Source organism: Marinomonas primoryensis (genome assembly GCF_013372285.1).
GTDB lineage: Bacteria > Pseudomonadota > Gammaproteobacteria > Pseudomonadales > Marinomonadaceae > Marinomonas > Marinomonas primoryensis.
Genome location: NZ_CP054301.1, coordinates 1,708,684 through 1,723,640, shown reverse-complemented (window position 1 = coordinate 1,723,640; position 14,957 = coordinate 1,708,684). Strand labels below are relative to the sequence as shown.

The window sequence follows — 14,957 nt, the reverse complement described above, 5'->3', positions numbered from 1 at the left end:
AAATCTGTTAAAAAATGGAAGCTAGCTGGTTATCGATTTTTTTAGATTAGTATCAATTTGAAGCAGATTATCACTCGTTACTACCATACGCATCCATTGTTAAAATTGACGTTCTTCTCACACCACCGAATGCTTATGTAGACGAACTCAACGAATTAAAATCAAAAGGCATCATTTAAGTTGTAGAGATAGTGGAAAATCTAGCCATGTTTGAACTTTGCAAGAAACTCGGATTTGACTTGTTTCAGGGTTACTTTTTTCAACGACCTGAAATTATAAAGGGGCGAAAAATCAATTCGACTGCAAGAAGCGCGATCGCGCTGGTTAACACACTACAGAATCAAAACGTAACCATTGAAGAAGTCACACGCCTAGCCACTAATGAACTCAAACTATCCTATCAACTACTCCGTATTCTTAATAGTCCCGTCTGTGATATCAAAAAAACTGTCGTATCAATACAAGAAGCTGTCGTGTTTATTGGATTAAACCAGCTAAAAAAATGGGCACTTTTGATTACATTGTGCTCCTCTACCAAATCGCCACAGCCATTGTTAAAAGTACTTTTGACACGAGGGCGTTACTGCCAACTACTGGCAGAAAGTAAACAATCAGAACGTGGAGACTCGGCCTTTATGGTGGGATTATTATCGAGCATAGAAGTCGTTTTTAATCTAGAAAAATCCATTGTACTGGATGAAATCGCCTTAGATAAAGGTTTGTACGATGCCATCATGAACCAGTCGGGAGAGTTAGGTACTTATCTTACACAAACACTTAACTTCGAAGCACAAAACTGGCGCTATCTCGACGCTTTGAAAGTGGATGAAAGAACCACGCTAAACAAGGCGTTCTTAGAGGCCATGGTTTGGACAGATGTCATGATTAGCGGAGTAAAATTAATAAATACAATAGTCCCTAACTTCGTTACTTTAGAGACTGCAGGAGTGGACTTGAATTAGCCAGAAAACCTTCTTCATGGCGAAGAGTGTTTTATCTCAGCCGATTCTGGTTACCGCTTCATTCAAAAACGAGAATAGCTAAAGCAGGTTAAAGCCGACTGGTTTATCGCAGAAATTTCGAGCAAAATCAAAAACCTAAAGAAGCGACCAATAAAGAACAAGCAGCCATTCCAAACGGAATAAATCAAAGCAAGTATCCGAACAACGGTTGAGCACCCTTTTCGAATTATCAAACGTCGGTTTGATTTTAGAAAAATTATCTACTGAAGTCTGGCTAAAAATAACAACAAGCTTGCTATGCTGTTTGCCCGTGCAAAGCGTTTCGGATTGATCAGATGATACGAGCCTCAAAGGTTTAATTCGCTTATAAACCACTAAACAAGGTTCAATTATCTTGTTTAGTGGTAAGAAAGTAACAAACTAGCCACATTACTCACTACCATTGGCTTTAAAGAAAATTAAAGGGCACAGCTCGACTTGATCGCATGCTCCAAATCAAACAGAAAATCAGGATCATTAATTACCAAATCCATGGCAAGAGAGCGACTAACGATACCGGCTTCTGGCAGCATCTGGATGAAAGTTCTTATAAAACGTTTCAGGAAGGCGCGCATAGCAGTATTAGTCTCGACTTGATCTGACAGTTCTTGATGAAAGGGAAAGAGTTACCCTGTAATCGAAGTGTTCAACTACAGGGGTACGCTCAGTTTTTTAATTTATCGCTTAAATCCCATGACCAAATCTTTAAGTTGATTCGCCACGTTATCTAGTTCTTGAACCGCTACTCCAGCTTGAATCGATTTTTCAGTACAGTCTGTAGACAAGGATGAAATACTAATGATTTGTCGGTTAACCTCATCAGAAACTAGAGCCTGTTCTTCAACGGACGCTGCCATTTGAACAGACATATCCACTATTAAATTCATATCGTTAGAAAAGCTATTAAGCATTGTTTCTGTTTCACTCACATTGACCAAACCACTTTCTGCAGAAGAACTACATTGCGACGCTATTTCGACAGAATTAGAAACAGAACTTCTGAAATTCGTAATGATGGCGTAAATTTTCTTAGTCGATTCTTGTGTACGCTGCGCTAACTGCCTAACTTCATCCGCTACGACCGCAAAGCCACGTCCATGTTCGCCAGCTCGAGCCGCTTCGATCGCGGCGTTAAGTGCCAACAAATTTGTCTGTTCTGCTATTTGTTCAATAATGCCAGCCGCATCAGCAATATTGGTAGTTTGAGATTCTAATTCTCTTATAGAGTTAGTGATTTCTTCTACGCTTTTGTTTAGAGACACAATTGAATGTTTAGAAAGACTGGACAACTCGACACCTTTAGTCACTTTTTCCCTTGCGGACATCGCATTGTCTGCTGTTTCTTGAACGTGCTTAGACACTTCAAAAATAGCCGTACTCATTTCATTCATTGCCGCCGCGACTTGTTCGGTTTCATTAGACTGCTTGTCCATATAAAACTTAGTATCATTCGTAGCACTCAGGCCTATTTTCGACTCTCTGCTCAATTCATTGGCGGAGTTTTCAATACGGCACAATACAGTATTCAAGTGAGATAATTCACTCAAAATAGCCACTTTAATACTTCCTACAGTAGAGGCGTCATCTGTGTAGGTAGCAACTGCTACAGGGTGCTTAAAAGAGTTAAAAAGCAAGCTCTCAATCGACAACAAGGTTTTTTTGAATGAGTAATGCTGATAACTAACAAAAGTACATACCTCGACAAGAACAGCCAAACATAATAATAACCAATTATCTTTAAATACAAAAAAGCTGGATACCAACAATGCTAAAAATAACACTGAACTAAAAGCACCTTGCGGAACCTTTGGCATCGACGTCTTAGCCGCATTGAGACGTGTGTAGTAATTATTTGCTCTTTTAACGTCTTCAGGTTTCGGTGAAACACGCACACTTTCATACCCAACAACTTTCCCCGCAACGGTGACGGGCGTCACATAAGCATTTACCCAATAATAATCGCCATTCTTACACCTGTTCTTTACCAGCCCCATCCATGGCTTGCCTGCTTTAAGGTGTTCCCACATAATGGCGAATGCTTGTGGGGGCATGTCTGGATGTCTCACAACGTTGTGCGACTTGCCAACAAGCTCATTTCTCTCGAAACCACTTATATTAATAAACTCGTCGTTACAATAAGTAATCACACCTTTTAAATCTGTGGAGGTAACAAGAGTCGTTCCTTCTGGTAGAACAATTTCTTGATCCGTAATCGGAAGATTTTTTTTCATTTTTAGTTCCTCAAATTAGTTATACAAGAGGGTTTTCCAAAATAGTAACCTGGTATGGACCCAGTTTCCTAGACAGTTTCTAGCTCCGTAAAATATCGCTTTTCATATTGCAGTGGCGATAATCCATCATTGGATCCATGGTGTCGCTTTGGATTATAAAAGCACTCGATATAATCAAAAATCTCTGAACGAGCATCGCTTCTTGTTTGATAGGTTCGATTGCGTACTCTTTCTTTTTTTAACAATGAGAAAAAGCTTTCCGCAACGGCATTATCATGGCAATTACCACGACGGCTCATACTGGCTTCCAGATTATTATCTTTTAAGAAGGTTTGCCAATCTTTCGAGGTATATTGAGCGCCTTGATCAGAGTGTACCAGTACTTTTTTTGTGGGACGTCGCCGCCAAATAGCCATGAGTAAAGCATCAATAACCGACTCCGCTGTTGCTCTTGATCTCATTGACCACCCTACGATCAATCTAGAAAATAGATCCACAACGACGGTGACGTAAAGCCAGCCTTCTTTTGTCCGGATATACGTAAAATCAGTTACCCAGACTTGATCTGGCTCTGGGACAATAAACTCTCTATTTAGTGTATTTGGCGCTGTGTTACGCTCAGCGCCACTATAAAAAACAGGGTGACGTTTGTAGCCTATGAGCGCTTTTAGGCCCTCACGGCGCATCACTCTTAGCACTCGATTCTTTCCACAAGACTTACCTTCTCCTTTTAGGTCTTTGGTGATATTGCGGTAGCCGTAAACACAACCACTCTCAAGCCAATGCATTTTAATCGTAACGGCAAGTTGGTCATCTTCTTGTTCTCGTCGACTTTTTGGGCGGTCCAGCCAAGCGTAAAAACCGCTCCTATGGACTTGCAGTGTTCGACATAAGACAACAATAGAATAGTCGTTGAGCCGTGATTTTATGAACGTGTACTTTTCTTTGACTCCCCGGCAAAGTACACGGCGGCCTCCTTTAGAATGTCCCTCTCTTCGGTCACCCGCTGAAGCTCCGCTTTGAGCCGTTGGATCTCTGACTGAGCGGAATCTTCCGCTTTTCGACTTGCTTCAGGTTTGCGGTATCGAGCAATCCAATCATGCATACTTTTGTAACTAACGCCAAGTCGCTCAGCCACTTCAGCAATCTTATAACCACGCTCTGTTACTTGTTTAACGGCTTCAATTTTGAACTCTTCGGTATAGCGTTTCCCACTCATAATTCACCTCATCTTTACCTATTATTATATAGCTATGAGATGTCTACAAAAGTGGGTCCATACCAACCTTGAAATAAATCACAGCTCATACTTTTTAAAATCATCACCTGTTGTTTGCCTTCTACGCCTTCGGCTACCACTTTTATATCATTTATATGTGCTATTTTTATTATGGATTCGACCATGCCATCTCCTCGGCGTGTGCCCAAGTTATCTATAAATAATTTATCAATTTTCAAGTAGTCAATATTAAAAGAGTAAAGGTAACTCAGTGATGAATACCCTTTACCAAAATCATCTAACGAAATACTAAGCCCAGACTCTACGCTCCAGTAGTGCTACCGCTTGCTCTCCTTTTCTTTTCTAAGACTTTACGACTGTAAATATCTTCTATCATATACAGATAATAGTATTTTCCTATCACAACTGTAGTCAGGTAGCCCAACTCTACACTTCGTTCGCTTTTTTAGCTGTATAATGTGTTGGCTTGTTATGGACATTTATCGACTTAGTTTTGCCTCGGTGATTCAGCATGCCATACACGGTAAAAACTCGACTCACAAGCAATATACTCACCTCTATCGGCGAGTATGGGTACAATTTGGCTAGCGGTAATGAGGCAAACTATTTACTGTTACACATATCTAGCACGGTTTTTTTCAGCTTGACTCAGTTTGTTCCCAAGCTCCGGCCTCCTTGCGGTTGGCCTTTTATCTGCACTAATGTCACCGTCTATTCGCCAACGCTGTAAGGTTCTTTTTGATAATCCAATAACTCACAGGCCTTATCTTGCTTCGCACCTGATGCTAACCCACTGCGCATGTTTCTGCCTATCGGTCAGCGAACTCAGCCTTTCTCTTTTTCCTTATAATAGGTACCGAACTTTTTTCTTAGTACGAGCAAGGCTGCATCTACAGCTAATGCTTTATCCTTTCTGCGTAACTCGCGTTCTAGCTCGTTAATGCATTTTTTGTACGTCTATTTCTCAGGTATTATCTTGGTTTTGTTTGGCGACTTTGTTGCTGTATTATCGGCAATGCAAGCTTGTTTCCGTGCGTTGACTTGCTCAGGGCATAAGCCCTTATCTCGGCAATATTCACTTAACTCAACAGCCGACAGTGTGGCGGTCTCGAATGTAACAGAAAACCTTTCCTCACTTGACCACTTATCCGATGCACTTATTTTTGGCACATTTAGACCTGAGATATTAAATGGCTTTTGCCAACTATATAGGGTTGAGAGGTTAATGCCTTCTTGCTATGCAAACTTGCGAACCGACAAACCACTTTGACTAAATTTGTTTAATATTGCTTCTTTAAATAGACCTGAATGCCGTTGATAATTCACTTGCTTTAACTTGCCGCTCCCTGTTTATTCTTAAATCAATTGAGGCAAAAACTATCCTGACATAGGGAATACCACAAATGAGAGTAACGTAAAGCTGGAATGATGCTGTAAACATAAGTCTTTTGTTCCTGTTGAAAAAACAAAAGACTTATGGGATTTTTGAAGAAAATTAAAACGCGTGGTTTACTGGTCGCTTACCATAGCAATTCACATTTTTACTTTCCAAACTTCAGCTAATGCCCTGCGCAGTGAGTGTACCTACGTACCTTCTATCCGAAAATAAGATGTGGTTAATTAACCAATTTCGCAAAAACATAATGAGTTCGAACATGTGTTCATCTGAAAATTCAGTTAATACCTTTTTAGAAAGTGTGTTTAAGTCGGCGCGTAATTTTTCATGGATTACAAAATGCCTATCAAAACTCTTGTAGTTTGCGCGCTTCAATAAGGCTTCTTCATCACTGAGTTGCTTAAGAACATAAGCGACACATTCTTGTACAGATGTCTTACTAGCATCCAGAGTAGGTGATGTTAATAACGTAGCATAAATGCTGTTAATCAGTTCAAATAGTTTTTTGTGCTGCTTATCTATACTCGGAATGCCAAGCACAAAACCATTATGCCAGGTGGCGATTTCCATTACGTCGGAATTGATATCATTTTCTTTAGATTTAATCGCAGAAAAAAGCGCGTCAGGAAGTTTAAAGCGGTCAATCATTTGCACTAATGAGCGGCTTAAATACGTCATTTCTACTACACGTTGTAAGTCCTTGCCAGCGTTTCTCTCAACATCTTGGGCAATATCGGCTACCCGAACCACGTTTTTTGCCACCTGGTCCGCAACAATAGACTGCTCCTCTGCGGCAGTCGCAATTTGAGCGTTTATATCAGATAACTGCTCAATATCGTCAGCAATGGTAACTAAGCCTTCATTCAGTTCTCGGGTGTTTTTTACAACTGTTTCACTTTTTTCTCTGGTTGTGTGCATTACTTTGACAGCGTATGAAGTGCCTTTGCTGAACTCTTCAATCATGTGCCGAATTGAATTAGTGGCTTCATTAGTTTTGGCTGCAAGGCTACGTACTTCATCGGCTACCACGGAGAATCCCCGTCCTGCTTCGCCTGCACGGGCCGATTCAATTGCTGCATTTAACGCTAAGAGATTGGTTTGGTCAGAAATACCTGCAATGACGTCCAATATGGAATATATCTGCTTGCTGTTTTCATTAAGCTGATTAATGGCAGAAACACTGTTTTGAATTTCTGTCGCCATCGCCTGAATTAACTTAATAGTATGCATGGCACTTTGTTCGCTTTTCTGCGCATGTGCTTTGACTTCAATCGATTTAGCACTGGCCATTTCGGTATTTTTAGCGACCTCGGCTACAGTAGAGGCCATTTGGCGCACGGCGGTAGCCAGTTGCTCGGCATTTTGGTGTACCTCACCCATTCCTTCAGCTGTTTGGGTTACGCTGAGTTTTAGCCTTTTTGTACGTTTATCTTGCTCATCTGCGGTGTCATAAATTGCAGCCATTACTGAAGCTAACCCTTTTGCCGTTTCGCCTAACATCCAACGAATTGACTCCCTAGGCCCTCTGGGTTCAATGGTAAAATCACCAATCTGAATACGAGAAACACGCTTTATAATTGTTTCCGGATCTGCACCCAACATGTTTCTGATTGAGACAATTGCTCGCCATATGAGTAATGCACATAGCAGAGCAATAGCCATACCAATAATTTCAAAATAGCGCTGTGTTGAGCGAATGCTCTCAAGGTTTGTTAAATTCACATCATTGCTGTAATTTAAAAGAGCAGACTTGAGCTCATCCATATGTGTTTCTAACAGCTCAAACTCAGATAGAAATTTATCGATTGAAGATGATTGTTGCTCCTCAAAAGCGACTGCAAATGACAGGGTATATTCCTTAATGCTGGTATCTAAACCGTGAAGAGGCAATTTGGTAAACTGTGCTTTTTCTTTCACCTCCTGCACTAAACTATTCATTAACGCCGCTTTTTTTCTACCTTCTTCTAATAGTTCATTACGACGTGAGGTCAGTTGCGTGGCACGAACTTCAAACACTAACCCCCGAAGTCCCTCATGGTACATGTCTAATGTACCAAGTTGCATCTGAATATCAGCCAGTGCTTTGAGATTATCGACAATCATTTGTCGTTTTTCGCCAAGTCCTGTAAAAACCAGTAAACCTTAGATCTCAACAATAACCGACACACTTGGTATAGATAAGAGAGTCAGTTGCTTATAGGCTTCGAGTTCTCACACAATCCACCAAGGTCGTCCAAAAATGAACAACCAATATAAGCAACTGACGCTAAAAGAACGATACCAGATTGAAGGTCTAAATGAACTAGGGTTTTCGGCAAGAACCATCGCAACAAAGATGGAACGAAGCAATAAAACGATTGCTCGTGAACTGAGACGATGCCTCACTAGTAAATATTGTGCTAAAGCGGCTCACGCTCATGCTTCCACGATCAGAATGCAGGCTCGCAAGTTTACAAAACGAAGTCAGGAACTGATCGATAAAGTGGAAGGCTCACTCAAATTGAGCTTCACCCCAGAGCAAATAGCAGGACGGTTAGCCAGAGAGATACCAACACTAAAAGTCTGTTGTAATACCGTCTACAGCATTGTGTTTGCGCAAGGGTGGAGGCATCAATTGGCAAGACAAGGAAAGCGCTATAAACCACGTAAAGACACGATGGCCGGCGCTCACTTGATTCCAAACCGAGTCGATATCGACCAGCGCCCTAAAGAGGTTGATGACAAACAAGAAATAGGCCATTGGGAAGGAGATACGGTTTATGGTCAAGATGGCTATCTCGTCACGTTGACGGAGCGAGTCACCAAGCTTTTATTGACCTGTCGCGTTAAGAACAAGACGAAAAAATTGGTCTCTAAAGCCATTAAGAAATTGTTAAAGCCTTTTAAACATGTTTGCCATAGCATTACGTTTGACAATGGAGGTGAGTTTGCAGGCCATCAAAGCATTGCTAAAGCGCTGAAATGTAAAACCTATTTTGCTAAGCCCTATCACTCATGGCAGCGTGGTCTCAATGAAAATACCAATGGACTATTGAGGCGTTTTTATCCTAAAGGGTTCGCCATAGGTCAGCTCACCGAACAGGACATTGCGGACACGCAAATGTTAATCAATTTTAGGCCTAGAAAATCGCTAAACTATCTCACTCCAATTGAAGTATTATTAAATAAGCGTGTGTCACTTATTGCTGCAATCTAGGAACAAATAAAGAACAATACAATAGGTGTAAATGTCATTATTCTGAGTTTTGTATAATAGGGTACTTTAATCATATTGTTATTGTCCTAGTTCATTTGTTGATTCAAGGTAAGAAACACTTTTTTCCCGCTTATCCAGAGTGAAAGTCATTCTTCAATCTCCGGTTTACTGTACTAGCTCAGACCTGAACTGACAGACATCGGTTTAAAACGAGGTGACTGTCAGTTCAGGTCTGAGCTAGTACAACTGATGTACTGAAATCGACTTCAATAATCAACCACTTTAAGATCTCTCTTAATAGGTATTCTCATTGTAAAAAGGCTACCTTGATTAAGCTCACTTTTAACTCTGATATCACCACCATGCTCTCGCATGATTCCATCAGCTATCGTCAACCCCAAGCCAATGCCGTTACCTACAGGCCTAGTGGTAAAGAAAGGATCAAATATCTTATCTAGATGATCAATCGGTATGCCCATACCATTATCAGACACCTCTATTTCGAGCCATTCTCCTTTTTGTCGAGATTTAATAGAGATCATTCCTTCTCCTACGATTGCTTGTTTGGCATTCATTATCAGGTTGAGAAATGACTCTTTAATTTTAGTTTTACAACAAAGTATAGGCTGTAGTATGGCTAGATCAGTTTTAATTTTGACCTGCTCTGGAAGATGCTCACGTACAATAGCGAGCGCAGATTGAATGCATTCATTCAGGTCATTCATCGCATAGTCAATATGAGTTGGTGTAAAAATATAATTTTTCAGGCCTTGAACTATATCCCGAATTCTCTCTGTACCTTCGATAGATTCGTGTAAAAGTATATCTATATCTTCATTCATAAACTCCAGATCATATTGCATACACAGATGATTAATTTTATCTTGTTGTTCTTTTTTCGCCTCACTATCTGTGAACTTTAATAACAGCGCATATTCCGCAATCAGGCTCCGATAGTTTTGTCCGTACTCTATTAAAGAATGTAAATTGCTCATAACAAAGCCAATAGGGTTATTGATTTCATGTGCTACACCCGCTACCAGCACACCAAGTGATGCCATTTTTTCAGCTTTTAATAATTTAGTCTGTGCTTTTTTAATGTCTGAATTTGCTTTTTCCAACTCTGTATTTTTGATTTCAATCTGCTTGGTACGTGTCTCTACACGGTCTTCTAGAGAACGGTTTAGCTCCGTAAGCTTCGCTTCAAATTGATCTCGACGAGCACTGGCGTCCTTGAGATTAAAAGCCATAATATTAAATGCGTTGGCCACATCGGCAATTTCATCCTGCCCTTTAATTGGAAGCTTAATATCCAGATTACCTGCCGATATTGATTTCGCGGCTGCACTCAACACTTTAAGTTGACCAGTTAGAAACCCGCCAAGTAAAAAGGAGAATAACGCCACAAGTCCCATTTCTACAATGGCGATGATGATGCTGCGATTTTCAGCTTCTTTAATCTTAGCGCTGATACTGTTAATATCTAGCCCAATTTCAACTCGACCATAAATCACGCCTCCCTCTAAGATATTAGCAAACGTATCAAATACACCATCAGCGACATCTTCTACCCTTTTATCAGGGAAAAAAGGGAAACTGATGTAATCTTTTTCTACTGCCTCAGCAAACAAGTTGCCGTCGGTTCCAATGACTCTTGCATAAACCAAATCAGGATTAACCAAAACATCTTTTACAAACGCATCCAAAGACGCTAAGTCATAGGAAAGCACCGCATTTTTAGTCGTTGTCGCAAACAGTGTTGCCGTACTAGAAGCGCGCTTGGTGAGGGTCTCATAGTTAGTGCTACGCAAGTAGTCCAGTGTTGTAGTGACCAACAACACCAGCAGCAATGCTTCAATGGCTGCGATACCGATGATAGTTTTTAACCTAAGCGACACAGGACTTCCTTTTTACAATGTTATTTAATAAGCTCATCCAGCAGCTTTATGTTGAGTGCTCTTACATCATCCCAATCGGCATTTTCAGCAAGAGCGAAATTCTTAATGTGAATGGTTTTAAGCAATTCGATTCCTTCTGAATCATCACTCATACCCAGTAGCGCTTGTTTAATTTTCACTACGGTTTCTGAGCTAACACGCGGATGAGCTGCAATAGCGTGAGGGGTATAACCTGGCGTTGTCCATAATATTCGCAACTGATCCCTCACCTCAGGCGGTGCTGCATTGAACGTACGAATAACACCGCCACCTGCTGCAAAGAAGCCACGAGCAACGCCTAAATAAACTGACTCATGAGATGACACATATTGAGGGATTATATGAATTCCATGTTGTTCAATGGTAGATCGTGGAATCACACTGGCCGCAAAAGCAGCAGGTGATGGAAATGCCATTTTTTTATCCTGTAAGTCATCCAGATTTTTTAATGAACTACCTTTGCTTACTACGATAATCCCCTTAATCTGCTTATCTTTTTGTCTGGCTATCGCTTCATAACCGGGGAGCTGATGGAATACGGTATAATGGTATGGGTTCATATAAGCAATATCATACTCACCGGCGGCTAATCGCTTTTCAAACGTTGGTATATCTTTAGCGGTACTAAAACGAATATCTTCACCGGTTTTATCGCTTAAATATTGGAATATAGGTGCCCATCGTTTCGCCAGTGTACTTGCAGATTGCTGCGGCACAATACCAAAAGTAAGGCTGTCAGCACTAACTGTAGATACTGCAAAAAAAAAACGAAACATATATCACACGATATAGAATGGTTTTCATCATTTATTATCTCTGATAGTTTGTTTTTCGACATGAGTAATCCATGAAACTACTTCATGCAGTAGACCTTGTGACTGAAGCAACGGAAAGTTGAGCCCTGATTCATAATCAAGAGCACTTATTTTAAGTTTTCGAGAGTAATTAACAATTTTTGCAACATATAAACGACAACACAACAAGGTTTTTTGCTCTGCTCTTTCCGGAATACTCTGATATAAAATAGCATTGACGAATGCACTATCAAACTCCCACATAGCTAACATATATGCGCCGGCAACATCCTCTATGAGCGGAAAAATATCACTACCATCAGAGTTACTTTGCATCCTCGTAGTCGTTGATATTAATTTACCTATGTTATGCATTAATCCCACTAAAAAAGCATCATCAATCTCTCTGCGATCGCACCCACTCGACACACATAATTCTCGACAAAGTAGCGCAACATCCATAGCCTCAGAACTTAATTGATCACGTAAATGACTATCATTGATTCCAGAATTTTCAAACACGCCAAAGCAAAATACAAGATTTTTAGTTAACTCTATTCCTATTCGAGCAATCGCTTCGTGAGTAGTCCATACCGGACGAGCGAAACCAAGAAAAGCCGAGTTAGCCAGTTGTAATAACTTCGCCAATATGTAAGGTGACTGATTAATTATCCCAGCCATATCCCGTGTATCTGACCTATTACTCTTCAGACACTCAAGCAGTTTCTGATACAACCTAGGCTCTACCGGAATATGTTCTATTGTACCGAGCTGATGACGAAGGGCCTTGGAAATAGGCAGCGCACGTATACATTTGACACGCTGTAATATGCGAACAAAGCTTTTTAATTCGAAGGGTTTGGCAATCAAAACATGGGCAACATCTGCCATGTCGAGAGCCCCCTCAACAGAAGTGTCGCCCGTTAACAGAACTCTTATAGACTCAGGTGATTTTTGGCTTACGGTACGCAAAAAATCAATGCCATTCATTTCAGGCATCCGCTTGTCGCTGATGACTACCCATGGATCAAAATCCGCCAATAACCTCAACGCTTCTTGCGGAGAAGTGCATAATTTCAACTCCCAATCACGACATTGTTGACGCAGCCCTCTTCGCAATGAATTGAGTACCATCCCTTCATCGTCTACAAATAAAGCTCTTGGTGTATCCATCATGTTGATAATTTCCATTAAATCGACATTCCACTATATAAATAATTTTTTCCAATTAAAGGCTGGTTCTCGAGTAAAATACGAAATTCTTCTGCAGATACTGGCGGGCTGTAAAAATACCCCTGAATTTCGTCACATTTAAGATGCCGTAAGGTATCCAGTTGTGCCTGAGTTTCTACGCCCTCTGCTACTACCGACATATCTAAGTCATGCGACATTTGAATAATATTTTTAACCAAGCATTTTTTTTCATTAGATTTAGGCAGACCTATAATGAATGAACGGTCAATTTTAAGGCTATCTACTGGTAATCGATTTAAATAACTTAGCGATGAGTAGCCTGTACCAAAATCATCAATCGCTAAACTAACACCGAGTGCTTTTATTTCATTGAATAATTGCAAACTGTTATCAATATTTTGCATCAAATAAGTTTCGGTAATTTCCAGTTGCAATTGATCGGGAGAAATACCTGTAATCTCTATAATATTTTTTATTTTTTCAGGCAATGTATTACTCATAAGCTGACGGCCAGAGAGGTTAACTGACATCAAAAACGGTGGTAACCCCTCTTTCTTCCAGATCTGACTTTGATAGCAAGCCTTAGATAGCACCCACTCACCTATAGGTTCTATTAATCTGCTGGACTCCGCCAAAGAGATAAATATAGCGGGCGAAATCACTCCCAGAGAATGATGCTTCCAGCGTAACAAGCATTCAGCTCCCACAATATGTCCTGTCGACATACATACCTTTGGCTGATACACGACTGAAAACTGGTTCCGTTCCAGTGCTCGGTATAAGTCACTTCGTAAAACCATTTTTTCTTTGCTTATATTATTCATAACGGGTTGATATCGATGAAAGCCAATACCTTCCAGCCGTTTAAAATAATTAGCGGCTACTTGTGTATTTCTAAGTAACAATTCAGACGTATTACCATCAACATTACTGATACCATAGCCCACATTAAAAGAGACATGTAATTCCCGCTCTGCAATATTAATTAAATCATCAAACGGATATAATAAAGATTTTATTAAACCTTGGATTTCTTCTTCTGAGCCTGAAAATGGCATAATGAGTGCGAACTCATCACCGTTCATTCGACCCAAAAAACTACCATTAGGCTTGCTCAACATCAACTGTTCCATAATGACTGCTAACAGTTGATCCCCCTCTTCATATCCAAGGCTGTCGTTAAAACTCTTAAAATTTACAACATCCAAATATAAAGCGGTTGACCGAATATCACTCTCCATCCATTGATTCAGTTGATCAATAAGTTCGCCGCGAGATAAAAGGTGATCGACGCCGAACAGCACTTCTGAAGACTGCATCCTTAGAGAAGATTGTGAAAAAGATGAACTCAATGCATCTAATATTTCACTTTCATTCCAAGGCTTGATCAGAAACTTGTGTACTGCACCACTGTTTAAGGCATTAGTGACAGCACCGAAATCCGCGTAACCGCTTAATATCAACCCCATAACATGTGGAAATCGTTCTTTTACTTCAACTAACAACTCCCCACCGGTCATTCCGGGCATTCTATAGTCTGTCAAAACAACCTGTATGTCAGGATTGTCCTGCAGAACCTCAAGGGCTTTGACTCCGCTCTCTGCGCTTAAAATCTGATAGCCCGTGCGCCGCAAAACGCGTTTCAAAGCATTTAAGATCGCCGTTTCATCGTCAACCAGTAACAGTGTGCGCTGCATATTATCTTCTTCCTTAACACAAAGCGTCCTGAAAATTTAGCTTTACATCCTAAATACTATCTCTTCAGTAATTATTAATTCAAATTCGTAATAATAATTACGATACACCTAGATATAGTTCACGATAACAAACATGCCACTAAAGACATAACAATTATTAGTAATTTTTTGACATATGTGACTTTTATGCATATTATTAAGGACAAAATTAGAACATAGGTGCACACTATCGATAATAAAACAGCTAAAATTGCCGTTTATCTGATATTAG

At 40.3% G+C, this 14,957-nt stretch carries 10 protein-coding genes and 1 pseudogene; 2 read left to right on the top strand and 9 right to left on the bottom strand.

Going from position 1 to position 14,957, the window contains the following annotated elements; genetic code table 11:
* Positions 1–206 precede the first annotated feature (206 nt).
* Positions 207–962, top strand: coding sequence for an EAL and HDOD domain-containing protein (locus tag MP3633_RS07860; RefSeq protein WP_176335125.1), 756 nt, complete (start codon positions 207–209; stop codon positions 960–962).
* A gap of 716 nt (positions 963–1,678) precedes the next feature.
* Here the strand turns inward: MP3633_RS07860 and MP3633_RS07855 are convergent.
* The 5 genes and pseudogenes from MP3633_RS07855 to MP3633_RS07835 form a co-directional block, all read right to left on the bottom strand.
* The gene (locus MP3633_RS07855) at positions 1,679–3,232 is read right to left on the bottom strand and encodes a methyl-accepting chemotaxis protein (protein WP_176335124.1); all 1,554 of its coding nucleotides are present in this window, start codon (positions 3,230–3,232) and stop codon (positions 1,679–1,681) included.
* A 68-nt stretch (positions 3,233–3,300) separates the two neighbouring features.
* Positions 3,301–4,451, bottom strand: a protein-coding gene (locus MP3633_RS07850) for an IS3 family transposase (protein ID WP_176334288.1) whose coding sequence is annotated in 2 segments (ribosomal slippage) — positions 3,301–4,214 and positions 4,214–4,451 — 1,152 coding nt in all. Because the reading frame shifts where the segments join, the coding sequence is not laid out codon by codon here.
* Between the two features lie 32 nt (positions 4,452–4,483).
* Entirely contained in the window at positions 4,484–4,723 is a 240-nt protein-coding gene (locus MP3633_RS07845; RefSeq protein ID WP_244959952.1) for an EAL domain-containing protein, read from the bottom strand.
* Between the two features lie 40 nt (positions 4,724–4,763).
* Positions 4,764–5,798 (bottom strand): annotated as a pseudogene (locus MP3633_RS07840) (transposase family protein); the annotation flags it as partial.
* A 229-nt stretch (positions 5,799–6,027) separates the two neighbouring features.
* Positions 6,028–7,971: a bacteriohemerythrin gene (locus MP3633_RS07835; protein WP_176335123.1), complete on the bottom strand. Its 1,944-nt coding sequence runs from the start codon at positions 7,969–7,971 to the stop codon at positions 6,028–6,030.
* A 136-nt stretch (positions 7,972–8,107) separates the two neighbouring features.
* Here MP3633_RS07835 and MP3633_RS07830 point away from each other — a divergent pair, with 136 nt between their 5' ends.
* Complete coding sequence (locus tag MP3633_RS07830; protein WP_176335122.1) at positions 8,108–9,064, top strand: IS30 family transposase; 957 nt, start codon at positions 8,108–8,110, stop codon at positions 9,062–9,064.
* Between the two features lie 266 nt (positions 9,065–9,330).
* On the opposite strand, the gene MP3633_RS07825 is transcribed toward MP3633_RS07830, so the two are convergent.
* Genes MP3633_RS07825 through MP3633_RS07810 form a run of 4 tightly spaced genes read right to left on the bottom strand, consistent with a single transcriptional unit; the run spans position 9,331 to position 14,686 of the window.
* The gene (locus MP3633_RS07825) at positions 9,331–10,962 is read right to left on the bottom strand and encodes a sensor histidine kinase (RefSeq protein WP_176335121.1); all 1,632 of its coding nucleotides are present in this window, start codon (positions 10,960–10,962) and stop codon (positions 9,331–9,333) included.
* A 20-nt stretch (positions 10,963–10,982) separates the two neighbouring features.
* Positions 10,983–11,777 carry a phosphate/phosphite/phosphonate ABC transporter substrate-binding protein gene (locus MP3633_RS07820; RefSeq protein ID WP_176335120.1) on the bottom strand — a complete coding sequence of 265 codons (795 nt, stop codon included), beginning with the start codon at positions 11,775–11,777 and terminating at the stop codon, positions 10,983–10,985.
* 27 nt (positions 11,778–11,804) lie between these two features.
* A complete protein-coding gene (locus tag MP3633_RS07815) occupies positions 11,805–12,986 on the bottom strand; it encodes an HDOD domain-containing protein (protein WP_176335119.1) in 1,182 nt (393 codons plus the stop codon).
* Entirely contained in the window at positions 12,986–14,686 is a 1,701-nt protein-coding gene (locus tag MP3633_RS07810) for an EAL domain-containing response regulator (protein WP_176335118.1), read from the bottom strand. Before MP3633_RS07810 ends, MP3633_RS07815 begins: the two co-directional genes overlap by 1 nt.
* Positions 14,687–14,957: the final 271 nt, after the last annotated feature.